We start from the raw sequence: 17,485 nt of genomic DNA on the forward strand, positions 1-17,485 counted from the left end.
AGAACGAAATATGAAAATTCATATTCCGTCAGCGGCAAGCAATATAGTCGATGGTAATAGTCCTCCTTCCGATATACAAGCGAAGGAGGCATCGTTTCCTCCCCCTGAAATTCCAGCCCCTGGCACCCCCGCAGCCCCTGTGCTGCTTACGCCTGAACAAATAAGGCAGCAGAGGGATTATGCTATACATTTTATGCAATACACTATTCGTGCGCTGGGCGCGACAGTCGTGTTTGGATTATCGGTTGCTGCAGCGGTAATTTCTGGCGGGGCAGGATTACCCATTGCTATTCTTGCGGGGGCGGCGCTCGTGATTGCTATTGGGGATGCTTGCTGTGCGTATCATAATTATCAATTGATATGTCAGCAAAAGGAGCCGTTACAAACCGCCAGTGATAGCGTTGCTCTTGTGGTCAGTGCGCTGGCCTTAAAATGTGGGGCAAGTCTTAACTGCGCTAACACTCTTGCTAATTGTCTTTCTTTATTAATACGTTCAGGAATCGCTATTTCTATGTTGGTTTTACCCCTACAGTTTCCACTGCCCACGGCTGAAAATATAGCAGCCTCTTTGGACATGGGGAGTGTAATTACCTCCGTTAGCCTGACGGCGATAGGTGCGGTACTGGATTATTGCCTTGCCCGCCCCTCTGGCGACGATCAGGAAAATTCTGTTGATGAACTTCATGCCGATCCCAGTGCGTTATTGGCGGAACAAATGGCATCGCTCTGTCAATCTGCTACTGCACCTGCATTAATGGACAGTTCTGGTCATACATCTCGGGGAGAACCATGAAACCTGTTAGCCCAAATGCTCAGGTAGCAGGGCAACGTCCTGTTAACGCGCCTGAGGAATCACCTCCATGTCCCTCATTGCCACATCCGGAAACCAATATGGAGAGTGGTAGAATAGGTCCTCAACAAGGAAAAGAGCGGTTATTGGCCGGACTTGCGAAACGAGTGATAGAGTGTTTTCCAAAAGAAATTTTTAGTTGGCAAACGGTCATTTTGGGCGGACAGATTTTATGCTGTTCCGCTGGAATAGCATTAACAGTGCTAAGTGGTGGAGGCGCACCGCTCTTAGCCCTGGCGGGAATTGGCCTTGCTATTGCCATCGCGGATGTCGCCTGTCTTATCTACCATCATAAACATCATTTACCTATGGCTCACGACAGTATAGGCAATGCCGTTTTTTATATTGCTAATTGTTTCGCCAATCAACGCAAAAGTATGGCGATTGCTAAAGCCGTCTCCCTGGGCGGTAGATTAGCCTTAACCGCGACGGTAATGACGCATTCATACTGGAGTGGTAGTTTGGGACTACAGCTTCATTTATTAGAGCGTCTTAATGATATTACCTACGGACTAATGGGTTTTACTCGCTTCGGTATGGATGGGATGGCAATGACCGGTATGCAGGTCAGCAGCCCATTATATCGTTTGCTGGCTCAGGTGACGCCAGAACAACGTGCGCCGGAGTAATCGTTTTCAGGTATATACCGGATGTTCATTGCTTTCTAAATTTTGCTATGTTGCCAGTATCCTTATGATGTTTTTATTTTAAGGAAAAGCATTATGGATATTGCACAATTAGTGGATATGCTCTCCCACATGGCGCACCAGGCAGGTCAGGCCATTAATGACAAAATGAATGGTAATGATTTGCTCAACCCAGAATCGATGATTAAAGCGCAATTTGCCTTACAGCAGTATTCTACATTTATTAATTACGAAAGTTCACTGATCAAAATGATCAAGGATATGCTTAGTGGAATCATTGCTAAAATCTGAAGTTATTAGCGACGATGTTCGACGGTTGCTGCTGGAAATCATGTTTGCGGGCGTTAACCATAGCCTGATTTCCCAGGTACATGCGATGTTACCAGCGCTAACGGTTATTGTTCCGGATAAAAAATTACAGTTGGTATGTCTGGCATTATTGTTGGCGGGTTTAAATGAGCCGCTAAAAGCCGCAAAAATTTTATCGGATATTGATTTGCCAGAGGCTATGGCGCTGCGCCTGTTATTTCCTGCACCAAATGAGGGATTTGAAAATTGAATATTTCTGATATGAGCGTAGTGCCTGTAAGCACTCAATCTTATGTAAAGTCCTCTGCAGAACCGAGCCAGGAGCAAATTAATTTTTTTGAACAATTGCTGAAAAATGAAGCATCCACCAGTAACGCCAGTGCTTTATTACCGCAGGTTATGTTGACCAGTCAAATGAATTATATGCAGTTAACGGTAGGCGTCGATTATCTTGCCAGAATATCAGGCGCAGCATCGCAAGCGCTTAATAAGCTGGATAGCATGACATGAAGGTTCAGCGTATAGTATTTCTTACTGTCCTTACGTTCTTTCTTACGGCATGTGATGTGGATCTTTATCGCTCATTGCCAGAAGATGAGGCGAATCAAATGCTGGCATTACTTATGCAGCATCATATTGATGCGGAAAAAAAACAGGAAGAGGATGGTGTAACCTTACGTGTCGAGCAGTCACAGTTTATTAATGCGGTTGAGCTACTTAGACTTAACGGTTATCCGCATCGGCAGTTTACAACGGCGGATAAGATGTTTCCGGCTAATCAGTTAGTGGTATCACCCCAGGAAGAACAGCAGAAGATTAATTTTTTAAAAGAACAAAGAATTGAAGGAATGCTGAGTCAGATGGAGGGCGTAATTAATGCAAAAGTGACCATTGCGCTACCGACTTATGATGAGGGAAGTAACGCTTCTCCGAGCTCAGTTGCCGTATTTATAAAATATTCACCTCAGGTCAATATGGAGGCCTTTCGGGTAAAAATTAAAGATTTAATAGAGATGTCAATCCCTGGGTTGCAATACAGTAAGATTAGTATCTTGATGCAGCCTGCTGAATTCAGAATGGTACCTGACGTACCCGCGAGGCAAACATTCTGGATTATGGACGTGATCAACGCCAATAAAGGGAAGGTGGTGAAGTGGTTGATGAAATACCCTTATCAGTTGATGTTATCGTTGACAGGACTGTTATTAGGAGTGGGTATCCTGATCGGCTATTTTTGCCTGAGACGCCGTTTTTGAGCCGACCTGATCCCGAGGTGTTGCAACTTTATCGTTATTTCTGGCAACCTGCTCGTTACGCTGTACCGGAATGGCTGGATAAGCTGGGTTTTCATCCTTCAAACTGCTGGCGTTATGGCGATCGGCCCGAGTTGGATCGTCTTCTTGACAGAGCGTTAAATAGACTAAGAGGAAGCTCTGTTATTCCAGCCTGTTTAAATGACAGGCAAAAACGGCAGGTTCGTCTTGCGCCGCGTATATCGGCATTTGCCTTTGGGCTGGGATTATTCAAACTCAGGTGTAGTGACTATTTTATGCTACCAGAGTATCGGCAATTGCTTCTACAGTGGTTTAGCGAGGATGAGATCTGGCAGCTATATGGTTGGTTGGGGCAAAGAGATGGCAAATTACTTCCTCCGCAAGTGATGCAACAAACTGCATTGCAGATCGGTACCGCCATTCTTAATCGGGAAGCGCATGATGATGCGGTTTTACATGCGCTATTAGTATTATTACCCCCTCCGCAGCGTATACTTTGGCCGAAGACTTCTCTTACTGAGATTATCTTCATGGAGCATTTGCTATGAGTTTTACTTCACTTCCTCTGACGGAAATTAACCATAAGCTACCCGCTCGAAATATTATTGAGTCACAGTGGATAACATTACAATTAACTTTATTTGCACAAGAGCAACAAGCTAAGAGAGTTTCACATGCTATTGTGAGCTCCGCTTACCGTAAGGCTGAAAAAATCATCCGAGACGCCTATCGTTATCAGCGTGAACAGAAAGTTGAGCAGCAACAAGAACTAGCGTGGTTGCGTAAAAATACGCTGGAAAAAATGGAAGTGGAATGGCTGGAACAGCATGTAAAACATTTACAAGAAGATGAAAATCAATTTCGTTCATTGGTCGATCAAGCAGCGCATCATATTAAAAATAGTATAGAACAGGTTCTGTTGGCCTGGTTCGACCAACAGTCGGTAGACAGTGTTATGTGCCATCGTCTGGCACGCCAGACCACGGCTATGGCGGAAGAGGGAGCGCTTTATTTGCGTATTCATCCTGAAAAAGAGGCATTGATGCGTGAAACTTTTGGCAAGCGGTTTACGTTGATTATCGAGTCTGGTTTCTCTCCCGATCAGGCTGAACTTTCCTCAACACGATATGCCGTTGAATTTTCACTTTCTCGTCATTTCAACGCGTTACTGAAATGGTTACGTAATGGTGAAGATAAAAGAGGTAGCGATGAATATTAAAATTAATGAGATAAAAATGACGCCCCCTACAGCATTTACCCCTGGTCAGGTTATAGAGGAACAAGAGGTTATTTCGCCTTCAATGTTAGCTCTCCAGGAGTTACAGGAAACGACGGGGGCAGCGCTCTATGAGACGATGGAAGAAATAGGAATGGCGTTGAGTGGTAAACTGCGCGAAAGTTATAAATTCACGGATGCTGAGAAACTGGAGCGCAGACAGCAGGCTTTGCTGCGTTTGATAAAACAAATACAGGAGGATAATGGGGCAACGTTGCGTCCGCTTACTGAAGAGAATAGTGATCCTGATTTACAGAATGCGTATCAAATTATCGCTCTTGCAATGGCGCTTACTGCCGGCGGGTTGTCAAAAAAGAAAAAACGCGATTTGCAATCGCAACTGGATACGCTTACAGCGGAGGAGGGATGGGAACTTGCCGTTTTTAGTTTACTGGAACTTGGCGAAGTGGATACCGCTACGCTGTCCTCGCTGAAGCGTTTTATGCAACAGGCGATAGACAACGATGAAATGCCCTTATCGCAGTGGTTCAGACGAGTGGCAGACTGGCCGGATCGCTGTGAACGGGTCCGTATTTTGCTAAGAGCAATAGCCTTTGAACTTAGCATATGCATCGAACCCTCGGAGCAAAGTCGTTTGGCCGCAGCATTAGTACGTTTGCGTCGTTTGTTGTTATTCCTTGGCCTTGAAAAAGAGTGCCAGCGTGAGGAGTGGATTTGCCAGTTGCCGCCTAATACATTACTGCCGCTACTACTCGATATCATTTGTGAGCGCTGGCTTTTCAGTGATTGGTTGCTTGATAGACTTACCGCTATAGTTTCTTCATCGAAGATGTTCAATCGGTTACTCCAACAACTTGATGCGCAGTTTATGTTGATACCTGATAACTGTTTTAACGACGAAGATCAACGTGAACAAATTCTCGAAACGCTTCGTGAAGTAAAGGTAAATCAGGTTTTATTCTGATACCTGGCTTTCAATATTTAGGTAAATTGGCGTTCTGGCTCATCATGAGGCGGCAGGATGGATTGGGATCTTATTACTGAACGTAATATTCAGCTTTTTATTCAATTAGCAGGATTAGCTGAACGGCCTTTAGCAACCAATATGTTCTGGCGGCAAGGACAATATGAAACCTATCTAAACTATCATAACGGTCGTATTCACTTATGTCAGATACTCAAGCAAACCTTCTTAGACGAAGATCTGCTTTTTAAAGCCTTAACTCACTGGAAACCTGCAGCGTTCCAGGGTATTCCTCAACGATTATTTTTGTTGCGCGATGGGCTTGCAATGAGTTGTTCTCCTCCTCTTTCCAGCTCCGCCGAGCTCTGGTTACGATTACATCATCGACAAATAAAATTTCTGGAGTCGCAATGCGTTCATGGTTAGGTGAGGGAATCAGGGCGCAACAGTGGCTCAGTGTATGCGCGGGTCGGCAGGATATGGTTCTGGCGACGGTGTTATTAATCGCTATTGTGATGATGCTGTTACCTTTACCGACCTGGATGGTTGATATCCTGATTACTATCAACCTTATGTTTTCAGTGATCCTGCTCTTAATTGCTATTTATCTTAGTGACCCTCTCGATTTATCGGTATTTCCGTCTTTATTACTTATTACTACATTATATCGTTTGTCACTCACAATCAGCACATCACGGCTGGTACTGTTACAACATAATGCCGGTAATATTGTGGATGCTTTCGGTAAGTTTGTCGTAGGAGGAAATCTCACCGTTGGGTTGGTCGTATTTACCATCATTACTATCGTGCAGTTTATTGTCATTACAAAAGGTATCGAGAGGGTGGCGGAAGTTAGCGCACGTTTCTCGCTTGATGGGATGCCAGGCAAACAAATGAGTATCGATGGCGATTTGCGTGCCGGAGTTATCGATGCAGACCATGCCCGTACATTAAGACAGCACGTCCAGCAGGAAAGCCGCTTTCTCGGTGCGATGGACGGTGCGATGAAATTTGTTAAAGGCGATACGATTGCCGGTATTATTGTTGTTCTGGTGAACATTATCGGCGGTATCATTATCGCTATCGTGCAATATGATATGTCGATGAGTGAGGCTGTTCACACTTATAGCGTACTTTCAATCGGAGATGGTTTATGTGGGCAAATTCCATCGCTGCTGATTTCCCTTAGCGCGGGAATTATTGTCACCCGTGTGCCGGGTGAGAAACGCCAGAACCTGGCGACAGAGTTGAGTTCTCAAATTGCCAGACAACCTCAGTCGCTCATATTAACTGCTGTGGTTTTAATGCTCCTCGCTTTAATTCCTGGCTTTCCTTTTATCACTCTCGCTTTCTTTTCAGCGTTGTTAGCATTGCCAATTATCCTCATTCGCCGCAAAAAGTCTGTGGTTTCCGCAAATGGCGTCGAAGCGCCGGAAAAAGATAGTATGGTTCCCGGCGCATGTCCTCTAATCTTACGTCTTACTCCGACGTTACATTCTGCCGACCTGATTCGTGATATTGACGCCATGCGATGGTTTTTATTTGAGGATACCGGCGTCCCTCTCCCTGAGGTGAATATTGAAGTTTTGCCTGAACCCACCGAAAAATTAACGGTACTGCTATATCAGGAACCCGTATTTAGTTTATCTATTCCCGCCCAGGCGGATTATTTATTGATAGGCGCGGACGCTAGTGTGGTGGGTGACAGCCAGACGTTACCGAACGGGATGGGACAGATCTGTTGGCTTACAAAAGACATGGCCCATAAGGCGCAAGGTTTTGGACTGGACGTTTTCGCGGGCAGCCAACGTATCTCCGCCTTATTAAAATGTATCCTGCTTCGGCATATGGGAGAGTTTATTGGTGTTCAGGAAACGCGTTATCTAATGAATGCGATGGAAAAAAACTACTCTGAGCTGGTGAAAGAGCTTCAGCGCCAGCTACCCATTAATAAAATCGCTGAAACTTTGCAGCGGCTTGTATCAGAGCGGGTTTCTATTAGAGATTTACGTCTTATTTTCGGCACCTTAATTGACTGGGCACCACGCGAAAAAGATGTCCTGATGTTGACAGAATATGTCCGTATCGCGCTTCGCCGTCATATTCTGCGTCGTCTTAATCCGGAAGGAAAACCGCTGCCGATTTTGCGGATCGGCGAAGGTATTGAGAACCTCGTGCGTGAATCCATTCGCCAGACGGCAATGGGGACCTATACTGCGCTGTCGTCTCGTCATAAGACGCAGATTCTGCAACTTATCGAGCAGGCGCTGAAGCAGTCAACCAAATTATTCATTGTCACTTCTGTCGACACCCGACGTTTCTTGCGAAAAATTACAGAAGCCACCTTGTTCGACGTACCGATTTTGTCATGGCAGGAATTAGGAGAGGAGAGCCTTATACAAGTGGTAGAAAGTATTGACCTTAGCGAAGAGGAGTTGGCGGACAATGAAGAATGAATTGATGCAACGTCTGAGGCTGAAATATCCGCCCCCCGATGGTTATTGTCGATGGGGCCGAATTCAGGATGTCAGCGCAACGTTGTTAAATGCGTGGTTGCCTGGGGTATTTATGGGTGAGTTGTGCTGTATAAAGCCTGGAGAAGAACTTGCTGAAGTCGTGGGGATTAATGGCAGCAAAGCTTTGCTATCTCCTTTTACGAGTACTATCGGACTTCACTGCGGGCAGCAAGTGATGGCCTTAAGGCGACGCCATCAGGTTCCCGTGGGCGAAGCGTTATTAGGGCGAGTCATTGATGGTTTTGGTCGTCCCCTTGATGGCCGCGAACTGCCCGACGTCTGCTGGAAAGACTATGATGCAATGCCTCCTCCCGCAATGGTTCGACAGCCTATCACTCAACCATTAATGACGGGGATTCGCGCTATTGATAGCGTTGCGACCTGTGGCGAAGGGCAACGAGTGGGGATTTTTTCTGCTCCTGGCGTGGGGAAAAGCACGCTTCTGGCGATGCTGTGTAATGCGCCAGACGCAGACTGCAATGTTCTGGTGTTAATTGGTGAACGTGGACGAGAAGTCCGCGAGTTCATCGATTTTACACTGTCTGAAGAGACCCGAAAACGTTGTGTCATTGTTGTCGCAACCTCTGACAGACCCGCCTTAGAGCGAGTGAGGGCGCTGTTTGTGGCCACCACGATAGCAGAATTTTTTCGCGATAATGGAAAGCGAGTCGTCTTGCTTGCCGACTCACTGACGCGTTATGCCAGGGCCGCACGGGAAATCGCTCTGGCCGCCGGAGAGACCGCGGTTTCTGGAGAATATCCGCCAGGCGTATTTAGTGCATTGCCACGACTTTTAGAACGTACAGGAATGGGGGAAAAAGGCAGTATTACCGCATTTTATACGGTACTGGTGGAAGGCGATGATATGAATGAGCCGTTGGCGGATGAAGTCCGTTCACTGCTTGACGGACATATTGTGCTATCCCGACGGCTTGCAGAGAGGGGGCATTATCCTGCCATTGACGTGTTGGCAACGCTCAGCCGCGTTTTTCCAGTCGTTACCAGCCATGAGCATCGTCAACTGGCGGCGATATTGCGACGGTGCCTGGCGCTTTACCAGGAGGTTGAACTATTAATACGCATTGGGGAATACCAGCGAGGAGTTGATACTGATACTGACAAAGCCATTGATACCTATCCGGATATTTGCACATTTTTGCGACAAAGTAAGGATGAAGTATGCGGACCCGAGCTACTCATAGAAAAATTACACCAAATACTCACCGAGTGATCATGGAAACTTTGCTGGAGATAATCGCGCGGCGTGAAAAGCAATTACGCGGCAAACTTACCGTACTTGATCAGCAGCAACAGGCGATTATTACTGAACAGCAGATTTGCCAGACGCGCGCTTTAGCAGTGTCTACCAGACTGAAAGAATTAATGGGCTGGCAAGGTACGTTATCTTGTCATTTATTGTTGGATAAGAAACAACAAATGGCCGGGTTATTCACTCAGGCGCAGAGCTTTTTGACGCAACGGCAGCAGTTAGAGAATCAGTATCAGCAGCTTGTCTCCCGGCGAAGCGAATTACAGAAGAATTTTAATGCGCTTATGAAAAAGAAAGAAAAAATTACTATGGTATTAAGCGATGCGTATTACCAAAGTTGAGGGAAGTCTTGGGTTGCCATGCCAGTCTTATCAGGATGAGAACGAGGCGGAGGCGGAACGTATGGACTTTGAACAACTCATGCACCAGGCATTACCCATTGGTGAGAATAATCCTCCTGCAGCATTGAATAAGAACATGGTTTTCACGCAACGTTATCGTGTTAGTGGCGGTTATCTTGACGGTGTAGAGTGTGAAGTATGTGAATCAGGGGGGCTAATCCAGTTAAGAGTCAATGTCCCTCATCATGAAATTTACCGTTCGATGAAAGTGCTAAAGCAGTGGCTGGAGTCTCAGTTGTTGCATATGGGGTATATAATTTCCCTGGAGATATTCTATGTTAAGAATAGCGAATGAAGAGCGTCCGTGGATGGAGATGCTTCCAACGCAAGGCGCTACCATTGGTGAGCTGACATTGAGTATGCAACAATATCCAGTACAGCAAGGGACATTATTTACCATACATTATCATAATGAGCTGGGTAGGGTGTGGATTGCAGAACAATGCTGGCAGCGCTGGTGTGAAGGGTTAATTGGCACCGCTAATCGATCGGTTATCGATCCTGAATTGCTATACGGAATAGCTGAATGGGGGCTGGCGCCGTTATTGCAAGCCAGTGATGCCACCCTCTGTCAGAACGAACCGCCAACATCCTGCAGTAATCTACCACATCAGTTAGCGTTGCATATTAAATGGACAGTTGAAGAACATGAGTTCCATAGCATTATTTTTACATGGCCAACGGGTTTTCTGCGCAATATAGTCGGAGAGCTTTCTGCTGAGCGTCAACAGATTTATCCTGCCCCTCCTGTGGTAGTCCCTGTATATTCAGGCTGGTGCCAGCTTACATTAATTGAACTTGAGTCTATCGAAATCGGCATGGGCGTTCGGATTCATTGCTTCGGCGACATCAGACTCGGTTTTTTTGCTATTCAACTACCTGGGGGAATCTACGCAAGGGTGTTGCTGACAGAGGATAACACGATGAAATTTGACGAATTAGTCCAGGATATCGAAACGCTACTTGCGTCAGGGAGCCCAATGTCAAAGAGTGACGGAACGTCTTCAGTCGAACTTGAGCAGATACCACAACAGGTGCTCTTTGAGGTCGGACGTGCGAGTCTGGAAATTGGACAATTACGACAACTTAAAACGGGGGACGTTTTGCCTGTAGGGGGATGTTTTGCGCCAGAGGTGACGATAAGAGTAAATGACCGTATTATTGGGCAAGGTGAGTTGATTGCCTGTGGCAATGAATTTATGGTGCGTATTACACGTTGGTATCTTTCCAAAAATACAGCGTAAACCTGATAAGAAAAATAATATGCGAACAATATAATAGCGTTCCAGGTCGTGTCATGAGAGATACAGTATGTCTTTACCCGATTCGCCTTTGCAACTGATTGGTATATTGTTTCTGCTTTCAATACTGCCTCTCATTATCGTCATGGGAACTTCTTTCCTTAAACTGGCGGTGGTATTTTCGATTTTACGAAATGCTCTGGGTATTCAACAAGTTCCCCCAAATATCGCACTGTATGGCCTTGCGCTTGTACTTTCCTTATTCATTATGGGGCCGACGCTATTAGCTGTAAAAGAGCGCTGGCATCCGGTTCAGGTCGCTGGCGCTCCTTTCTGGACGTCTGAGTGGGACAGTAAAGCATTAGCGCCTTATCGACAGTTTTTGCAAAAAAACTCTGAAGAGAAGGAAGCCAATTATTTTCGGAATTTGATAAAACGAACCTGGCCTGAAGACATAAAAAGAAAGATAAAACCTGATTCTTTGCTCATATTAATTCCGGCATTTACGGTGAGTCAGTTAACGCAGGCATTTCGGATTGGATTACTTATTTATCTTCCCTTTCTGGCTATTGACCTGCTTATTTCAAATATACTGCTGGCTATGGGGATGATGATGGTGTCGCCGATGACCATTTCATTACCGTTTAAGCTGCTAATATTTTTACTGGCAGGCGGTTGGGATCTGACACTGGCGAAATTGGTACAGAGCTTTTCATGAATGATTCTGAATTGACGCAATTTGTAACGCAACTTTTATGGATCGTCCTTTTTACGTCTATGCCGGTGGTGTTGGTGGCATCGGTAGTTGGTGTCATCGTAAGCCTTGTTCAGGCCTTGACTCAAATACAGGACCAAACGCTACAGTTCATGATTAAATTATTGGCAATTGCAATAACCTTAATGGTCAGCTACCCATGGCTTAGCGGTATCCTGTTGAATTATACCCGGCAGATAATGTTACGAATTGGAGAGCATGGTTGAATGGCACAACAGGTAAATGAGTGGCTTATTGCATTGGCTGTGGCTTTTATTCGACCATTGAGCCTTTCTTTATTACTTCCCTTATTAAAAAGTGGCAGTTTAGGGGCCGCACTTTTACGTAATGGCGTGCTTATGTCACTTACCTTTCCGATATTACCAATCATTTACCAGCAGAAGATTATGATGCATATTGGTAAAGATTACAGTTGGTTAGGGTTAGTCACTGGAGAGGTGATTATTGGTTTTTTAATTGGGTTTTGTGCGGCGGTTCCCTTTTGGGCCGTTGATATGGCGGGGTTTCTGCTTGATACTTTACGTGGCGCGACAATGGGTACGATATTCAATTCTACAATGGAAGCTGAAACCTCACTTTTTGGCTTGCTTTTCAGCCAGTTTTTGTGTGTTATTTTCTTTATAAGCGGCGGCATGGAGTTTATATTAAATATTCTGTATGAGTCATATCAATATTTACCACCAGGGCGTACTTTATTATTTGACCGGCAATTTTTAAAATATATCCAGGCAGAGTGGAGAACGCTTTATCAATTATGTGTCAGTTTCTCTGTTCCTGCCATAATATGTATGGTATTAGCCGATCTGGCTTTAGGTCTTTTAAATCGGTCGGCACAACAACTGAATGTGTTTTTCTTCTCAATGCCGCTCAAAAGTATATTAGTTCTACTCACGCTCCTGATCTCATTCCCTTATGCTCTTCATCACTATTTGGTTGAAAGCGATAAGTTTTATATTTATCTAAAAGACTGGTTTCCATCTGTATGAGCGAGAAAACAGAACAGCCTACAGAAAAGAAATTACGTGATGGTCGTAAGGAAGGGCAGGTCGTCAAAAGTATCGAAATAACATCATTATTTCAGCTGATTGCGCTTTATTTGTATTTTCATTTCTTTACTGAAAAGATGATTTTGATACTGATTGAGTCAATAACTTTCACATTACAATTAGTAAATAAACCATTTTCTTATGCATTAACGCAATTGAGTCATGCTTTAATAGAGTCATTGACTTCTGCACTGCTGTTTCTGGGCGCTGGGGTAATAGTTGCTACTGTGGGTAGCGTGTTTCTTCAGGTGGGGGTGGTTATTGCCAGCAAAGCCATTGGTTTTAAAAGCGAGCATATAAATCCGGTAAGTAATTTTAAGCAGATATTCTCTTTGCATAGCGTAGTAGAATTATGTAAATCCAGCCTGAAAGTTATCATGCTATCTCTTATCTTTGCCTTTTTCTTTTATTATTATGCCAGTACTTTTCGGGCGCTACCGTACTGTGGGTTAGCCTGTGGCGTGCTTGTGGTTTCTTCTTTAATAAAATGGTTATGGGTAGGGGTGATGGCTTTTTATATCGTCGTTGGCATACTGGACTATTCTTTTCAATATTATAAGATTAGAAAAGATCTAAAAATGAGTAAAGATGACGTAAAACAGGAGCATAAAGATCTGGAGGGCGACCCTCAAATGAAGACGCGGCGTCGGGAAATGCAGAGTGAAATACAAAGTGGGAGTTTAGCTCAATCTGTTAAACAATCTGTTGCGGTAGTGCGTAATCCAACGCATATTGCGGTTTGTCTTGGCTATCATCCCACCGATATGCCAATACCACGCGTCCTGGAAAAAGGCAGTGATGCTCAAGCTAACTATATTGTTAACATCGCTGAACGCAACTGCATCCCCGTTGTTGAAAATGTTGAGTTGGCCCGCTCATTATTTTTTGAAGTGGAACGCGGAGATAAAATTCCTGAAACGTTATTTGAACCCGTTGCAGCCTTGTTACGTATGGTGATGAAGATAGATTATGCGCATTCTACCGAAACACCATAAATGCCTTTGGTATGCTTCTTCAGGCCACTGCGAAGGTTAAGAGGGTAATAGCGTACAGAGCAGCGCTTGACGATAAAGGTGAGAGACTGAAAATAATCGCTTTTAGTCTGGCACAAGCACCAGATAGCGTATTATAAAATTAAACAAGATAATGGATTGGTGCGTCTGAATGGACTCGAACCATCGACCCCCACCATGTCAAGGTGGTGCTCTAACCAACTGAGCTACAGACGCATTAAAATGATGGTGCGTTCAATTGGACTCGAACCAACGACCCCCACCATGTCAAGGTGGTGCTCTAACCAACTGAGCTATGAACGCAACGTTGTAGGTGACAACGGGGACGAATATTAGCGTCACAACTGCAATGAGGCAAGAGGGAAATCGCAATTTTCTTCCTGAAATCACCTGATTGCGGTGGAAATATGCAACATGTCGAGAAAATAGCCGCCATGCGACGGCTATCGTCGTATTATCGCGCAGCGCGCTGCAAAATGATGGCGGACGGCTGACGTTGTAGATAGCGCATCCGTAGCATCATTAACACCGCCGCCGAGGTCAGGCCGATGATGAACCCCATCCAGAAGCCCGCCGGTCCCATACGATCAACCACCAGATCCGTTAACGCCAGGATATAACCGCTGGGTAAACCTAACACCCAGTAGGCGGTAAAGGTGATAAAAAAGATGGAACGCGTATCTTTATAACCGCGCAGAATACCGCTGCCGATAACCTGTATAGAGTCGGAAATCTGATAAACCGCAGCGAGCAGCATTAATTGCGCGGCAAGCGCCACGACCTCAGGGTTGTCATTGTAGAGCAAAGCAATATGCTTACGCAGAGTAACGGTAAAGATCGCGGTAACCACAGCCATACAAATGCCAACGCCTAAACCGGTACGCGCTGCGGTTTGCGCATCCAGCGTTGAGCCCTGGCCCAGACGATAACCCACTCGAATCGTTACCGCCGCAGCCAGCGACATCGGCAGCACGAACATCAGCGAGCTAAAGTTAAGCGCAATCTGATGACCCGCGACATCCACAATACCTAATGGCGAAACCAACAGCGCAACGACCGCAAACAACGTCACTTCAAAGAACAGCGCCAGCGCAATCGGCAACCCTAGTTGAATCAGGCGCTTCATGACGACGCTATCGGGTTTGCCAAAGCCTGTTTCATTACGAATATCACGCATTGAACGCGCGTGTTTAATGTAAGAAAGCATGGCGATAAACATCACCCAATAGACCGCCGCGGTCGCAACGCCGCAGCCGATACCGCCGAGTTCCGGCATACCAAAATGGCCATAGATAAAAATATAGTTCACCGGAATATTTACCAGCAGGCCCAAAAATCCCATCACCATACCCGGTTTGGTTTTGGCCAGACCTTCGCACTGGTTTCGCGCTACCTGAAAGAAAAGGTATCCTGGCGCGCCCCACAGCAGCGCGCGAAGATAACCCACGGCTTTATCGGCCAGCGCCGGATCAATATTATGCATGGAGCGGATAATGTATCCGGCATTCCACAAGACGATCATCACCAGCACGGAGACAAAGCCCGCCAGCCAGAACCCTTGTCGAACCTGATGCGCGATACGCTCACGACGGCCGGAGCCATTGAGTTGCGCAATCACAGGCGTCAAGGCCAGCAGTAAGCCGTGACCAAACAAAATGGCGGGAAGCCAGATAGAGGTGCCGATAGCGACGGCAGCCATGTCCGTAGCGCTATAGCCTCCTGCCATGACGGTATCGACGAATCCCATTGCGGTCTGTGCCACTTGCGCAAGGATCACCGGTATCGCTAACGCTAATAACTGACGCGCTTCACTGGTATACTTCTGCACGTATTCACCTTTTATTTTGTTGTTATATGAAAGACTAAAAAGCCGCCGTAGTGGCAGCCAAAAGAAATAGCAGGGGAAATTTCAGTCTATTGTAGCGGGGTATTACTATTTCTCCAGCGAAAAAACAGTTGTTAACGGCGCATTGCTGGCAAGCTGTTTTTCCACCTGCTATTGTGCTGAACAGTTCTGCTTTTATTTATTTCAGGAGTTGAAGATATGTTTACGGGGATCGTACAGGGTACCGCGAAACTGGTATCGATTGATGAAAAACCCAACTTTCGCACCCATGTGGTGACGTTACCGGACTACATGCTGGAGGGGCTGGAGACGGGGGCGTCGGTAGCGCATAACGGATGCTGTTTGACGGTGACTGAAATAAACGGCAACCAGATAAGCTTTGATCTGATGAAAGAAACGTTGCGCATCACCAATCTGGGCGCGTTGAGGGTAGGTGATGAGGTCAACGTAGAGCGCGCCGCCAAATTCAGCGATGAAATCGGTGGACATCTGATGTCGGGGCATATTATTACGACGGCAGAGATCGCGAAAATCCTGACCTCAGAAAATAACCATCAGGTGTGGTTTAAAGTGCAGGATGCGTCCCTGATGAAGTATATCCTGTACAAAGGCTTTATCGGCGTCGACGGCATCAGTTTAACCGTCGGCGAGGTAACGCCAACTCGCTTCTGCGTGCATCTCATTCCGGAAACGCTGGAGCGTACTACGCTTGGCAGAAAAAAACTGGGTGAGCGTGTGAATATCGAGATCGATCCGCAAACGCAGGCGGTTGTCGATACCGTAGAACGCGTACTGGCTGCACGAGAAAATGCGGTCAGAAATCAGGCCGACATTGGCTAACGGAAAATAAGATTCCCCCGCATGAAATGCGGGGGCGATGATTAGCGAGGAACGCGCAGACCGTTTTCAACGCCGCGCGTAAATACCACCTGCCAAAGCTGGATATCACGCGCGCGAAACGCACCCGCGCAGGCATTGAGATAATAGCTGAACATACGTTTAAAGCGCTCGTTATAATTGCCCGCAATCTCTGGCCAGGCATTGATAAAGCGCTCATGCCACGCCATCAGAGTCGTGTCATAGTCGGCGCCAAAGTTATGCCAGTCTTCCATTACAAAGTGTGATTCGCTGGCCTCGGCGATTTGACGAACAGACGGCAAACAACCGTTGGGGAAAATATACTTATTGATCCACGGATCGACATTATGATCGGTTTTTTTAGAACCAATAGTATGGAGCAGGAAAAGACCATCCGGTTTTAAATTCCTGTCAACAACCTCAAAATAGGTGTTGTAGTTTTTTGGCCCGACATGTTCGAACATGCCGACAGAGACGATTCGGTCAAACTGATCGTTAAGGTCGCGATAATCTTCGAGGAGAATGGAGACATCCAGACCTTCGCAACGCGTCTGCGCCATTTTTTGTTGTTCAGCGGAGATCGTTACGCCCACCACGCTAACGCCATAATGGGTCGCCATATATTGCGACAGGCCGCCCCAGCCGCAGCCGATATCCAGCACACGCATCCCCGGTTGTAGCTGTAGCTTTTCGCAAATTAATTTCAGCTTGGCTTGCTGTGCCGCTTCCAGCGTATCGGCATCTTTCCAGTAGGCGCAAGAATATTGCATATAGGGATCGAGCATACGGGAAAAAAGGTCATTACCAAGATCGTAATGTTCCTTGCCGACAATCCAGGCGCGTTTTTTACTTTGTAGATTAATCAGACGCGCGCCGAGGATGCGGAGCGTATCTTTAACATGGTGGGGGAGTTGATTTTCAAGACCGGCACGTAAGACTTTGCTGAAGAAAATATCCAGACGCTCGCATTCCCACCAGCCATCCATGTAACTCTCACCTAACCCCAACGATCCTTCCTGAAGGACGCGTTTAAAAAAATCGGGATTCTTAACACGAATGTCAGACGGGGCGGAACCATTAATTGTAATATCCGCGCGACTTAACAATTCGTTGGCGATTCGGTACCAGTTATCATCCGGTACGCTGACTTCTTCTATACACGATGAACTCATAGTTTCTCCATCACTGGACGGTGATCAGAACCTTAAAACAGCGTAGACGCTTTTTTGGCTTTGTGA

The 17,485-nt window shown here is 46.0% G+C and carries 22 protein-coding genes and 2 tRNA genes; 20 read left to right on the top strand and 4 right to left on the bottom strand.

What is annotated here, in order from left to right; translation table 11 throughout:
• The first annotated feature begins 10 nt into the window (after positions 1-10).
• The 19 genes from sseF (at position 11) to ssaU (ending at position 13,525) form a co-directional block, all read left to right on the top strand.
• Positions 11-793, top strand: a complete 783-nt coding sequence (sseF, locus tag ACH0WD_RS01380; RefSeq protein WP_000690709.1) for a type III secretion systems effector SseF — start codon at positions 11-13, stop codon at positions 791-793.
• Complete coding sequence (gene sseG / locus ACH0WD_RS01385) at positions 790-1,479, top strand: pathogenicity island 2 effector protein SseG (protein ID WP_000805832.1); 690 nt, start codon at positions 790-792, stop codon at positions 1,477-1,479. Before sseF ends, sseG begins: the two co-directional genes overlap by 4 nt.
• Before the next feature lie 93 nt (positions 1,480-1,572).
• Complete coding sequence (ssaG, locus tag ACH0WD_RS01390) at positions 1,573-1,788, top strand: type III secretion system needle filament protein SsaG (RefSeq protein ID WP_000350226.1); 216 nt, start codon at positions 1,573-1,575, stop codon at positions 1,786-1,788.
• Entirely contained in the window at positions 1,766-2,056 is a 291-nt protein-coding gene (locus ACH0WD_RS01395; protein ID WP_000444713.1) for an EscG/YscG/SsaH family type III secretion system needle protein co-chaperone, read from the top strand. Before ssaG ends, ACH0WD_RS01395 begins: the two co-directional genes overlap by 23 nt.
• A gap of 11 nt (positions 2,057-2,067) precedes the next feature.
• Complete coding sequence (gene ssaI, locus ACH0WD_RS01400; RefSeq protein WP_001747633.1) at positions 2,068-2,316, top strand: SctI family type III secretion system inner rod subunit SsaI; 249 nt, start codon at positions 2,068-2,070, stop codon at positions 2,314-2,316.
• Positions 2,313-3,062: an SPI-2 type III secretion system apparatus lipoprotein SsaJ gene (ssaJ, locus tag ACH0WD_RS01405; protein WP_000868145.1), complete on the top strand. Its 750-nt coding sequence runs from the start codon at positions 2,313-2,315 to the stop codon at positions 3,060-3,062. The genes ssaI and ssaJ overlap by 4 nt, the downstream gene beginning before the upstream one ends.
• A 17-nt stretch (positions 3,063-3,079) precedes the next feature.
• The gene (locus ACH0WD_RS01410; RefSeq protein WP_001531605.1) at positions 3,080-3,628 is read left to right on the top strand and encodes a type III secretion system domain-containing protein; all 549 of its coding nucleotides are present in this window, start codon (positions 3,080-3,082) and stop codon (positions 3,626-3,628) included.
• Positions 3,625-4,299, top strand: a complete 675-nt coding sequence (ssaK, locus tag ACH0WD_RS01415) for an SPI-2 type III secretion system apparatus protein SsaK (RefSeq protein WP_006684004.1) — start codon at positions 3,625-3,627, stop codon at positions 4,297-4,299. The genes ACH0WD_RS01410 and ssaK overlap by 4 nt, the downstream gene beginning before the upstream one ends.
• A complete protein-coding gene (gene ssaL, locus ACH0WD_RS01420) occupies positions 4,265-5,281 on the top strand; it encodes an SPI-2 type III secretion system apparatus protein SsaL (protein WP_000238886.1) in 1,017 nt (338 codons plus the stop codon). The genes ssaK and ssaL overlap by 35 nt, the downstream gene beginning before the upstream one ends.
• A 57-nt stretch (positions 5,282-5,338) precedes the next feature.
• Complete coding sequence (ssaM, locus tag ACH0WD_RS01425) at positions 5,339-5,707, top strand: SPI-2 type III secretion system apparatus protein SsaM (RefSeq protein ID WP_000383700.1); 369 nt, start codon at positions 5,339-5,341, stop codon at positions 5,705-5,707.
• The gene (gene ssaV / locus ACH0WD_RS01430) at positions 5,692-7,737 is read left to right on the top strand and encodes an SPI-2 type III secretion system apparatus protein SsaV (RefSeq protein ID WP_001258219.1); all 2,046 of its coding nucleotides are present in this window, start codon (positions 5,692-5,694) and stop codon (positions 7,735-7,737) included. The genes ssaM and ssaV overlap by 16 nt, the downstream gene beginning before the upstream one ends.
• Positions 7,727-9,028: a SctN family type III secretion system ATPase SsaN gene (gene ssaN, locus ACH0WD_RS01435; protein WP_000787210.1), complete on the top strand. Its 1,302-nt coding sequence runs from the start codon at positions 7,727-7,729 to the stop codon at positions 9,026-9,028. Before ssaV ends, ssaN begins: the two co-directional genes overlap by 11 nt.
• Before the next feature lie 2 nt (positions 9,029-9,030).
• Complete coding sequence (gene ssaO, locus ACH0WD_RS01440; protein WP_000449089.1) at positions 9,031-9,408, top strand: SPI-2 type III secretion system apparatus protein SsaO; 378 nt, start codon at positions 9,031-9,033, stop codon at positions 9,406-9,408.
• Positions 9,389-9,763 carry an SPI-2 type III secretion system apparatus protein SsaP gene (gene ssaP / locus ACH0WD_RS01445; RefSeq protein WP_001223311.1) on the top strand — a complete coding sequence of 125 codons (375 nt, stop codon included), beginning with the start codon at positions 9,389-9,391 and terminating at the stop codon, positions 9,761-9,763. Before ssaO ends, ssaP begins: the two co-directional genes overlap by 20 nt.
• Positions 9,744-10,712, top strand: a complete 969-nt coding sequence (ssaQ, locus tag ACH0WD_RS01450) for an SPI-2 type III secretion system cytoplasmic ring protein SsaQ (protein WP_000944180.1) — start codon at positions 9,744-9,746, stop codon at positions 10,710-10,712. Before ssaP ends, ssaQ begins: the two co-directional genes overlap by 20 nt.
• A 67-nt stretch (positions 10,713-10,779) precedes the next feature.
• On the top strand, positions 10,780-11,427 hold the full coding sequence (gene ssaR / locus ACH0WD_RS01455) for an SPI-2 type III secretion system export apparatus protein SsaR (protein WP_000056366.1): 648 nt from the start codon (positions 10,780-10,782) through the stop codon (positions 11,425-11,427).
• On the top strand, positions 11,424-11,690 hold the full coding sequence (gene ssas, locus ACH0WD_RS01460) for an SPI-2 type III secretion system apparatus protein SsaS (RefSeq protein WP_000999982.1): 267 nt from the start codon (positions 11,424-11,426) through the stop codon (positions 11,688-11,690). Before ssaR ends, ssas begins: the two co-directional genes overlap by 4 nt.
• Positions 11,691-12,470, top strand: a complete 780-nt coding sequence (gene ssaT, locus ACH0WD_RS01465; RefSeq protein ID WP_000068763.1) for an SPI-2 type III secretion system apparatus protein SsaT — start codon at positions 11,691-11,693, stop codon at positions 12,468-12,470.
• Positions 12,467-13,525: an SPI-2 type III secretion system apparatus protein SsaU gene (gene ssaU, locus ACH0WD_RS01470; RefSeq protein ID WP_001291715.1), complete on the top strand. Its 1,059-nt coding sequence runs from the start codon at positions 12,467-12,469 to the stop codon at positions 13,523-13,525. Before ssaT ends, ssaU begins: the two co-directional genes overlap by 4 nt.
• 157 nt (positions 13,526-13,682) lie before the next feature.
• Here ssaU and ACH0WD_RS01475 read toward each other — a convergent pair.
• The 3 genes from ACH0WD_RS01475 to mdtK form a co-directional block, all read right to left on the bottom strand.
• A tRNA-Val gene (locus ACH0WD_RS01475) sits at positions 13,683-13,759 on the bottom strand.
• A 10-nt stretch (positions 13,760-13,769) separates the two neighbouring features.
• Positions 13,770-13,846 (bottom strand) — tRNA-Val (locus tag ACH0WD_RS01480).
• Positions 13,847-13,997: 151 nt separating this feature from the next.
• On the bottom strand, positions 13,998-15,371 hold the full coding sequence (gene mdtK, locus ACH0WD_RS01485) for a multidrug efflux MATE transporter MdtK (RefSeq protein WP_001175081.1): 1,374 nt from the start codon (positions 15,369-15,371) through the stop codon (positions 13,998-14,000).
• Positions 15,372-15,587: 216 nt separating this feature from the next.
• Here mdtK and ACH0WD_RS01490 point away from each other — a divergent pair, with 216 nt between their 5' ends.
• Complete coding sequence (locus ACH0WD_RS01490) at positions 15,588-16,229, top strand: riboflavin synthase (protein WP_000493971.1); 642 nt, start codon at positions 15,588-15,590, stop codon at positions 16,227-16,229.
• Between the two features lie 41 nt (positions 16,230-16,270).
• Here ACH0WD_RS01490 and cfa read toward each other — a convergent pair whose 3' ends face one another.
• Positions 16,271-17,419: a cyclopropane fatty acyl phospholipid synthase gene (gene cfa, locus ACH0WD_RS01495; protein WP_000098879.1), complete on the bottom strand. Its 1,149-nt coding sequence runs from the start codon at positions 17,417-17,419 to the stop codon at positions 16,271-16,273.
• Positions 17,420-17,485 lie beyond the last annotated feature (66 nt).

The organism is Salmonella sp. 2020_1395 (genome assembly GCF_043848115.1).
Taxonomy (GTDB): Bacteria; Pseudomonadota; Gammaproteobacteria; order Enterobacterales; family Enterobacteriaceae; genus Salmonella; species Salmonella enterica.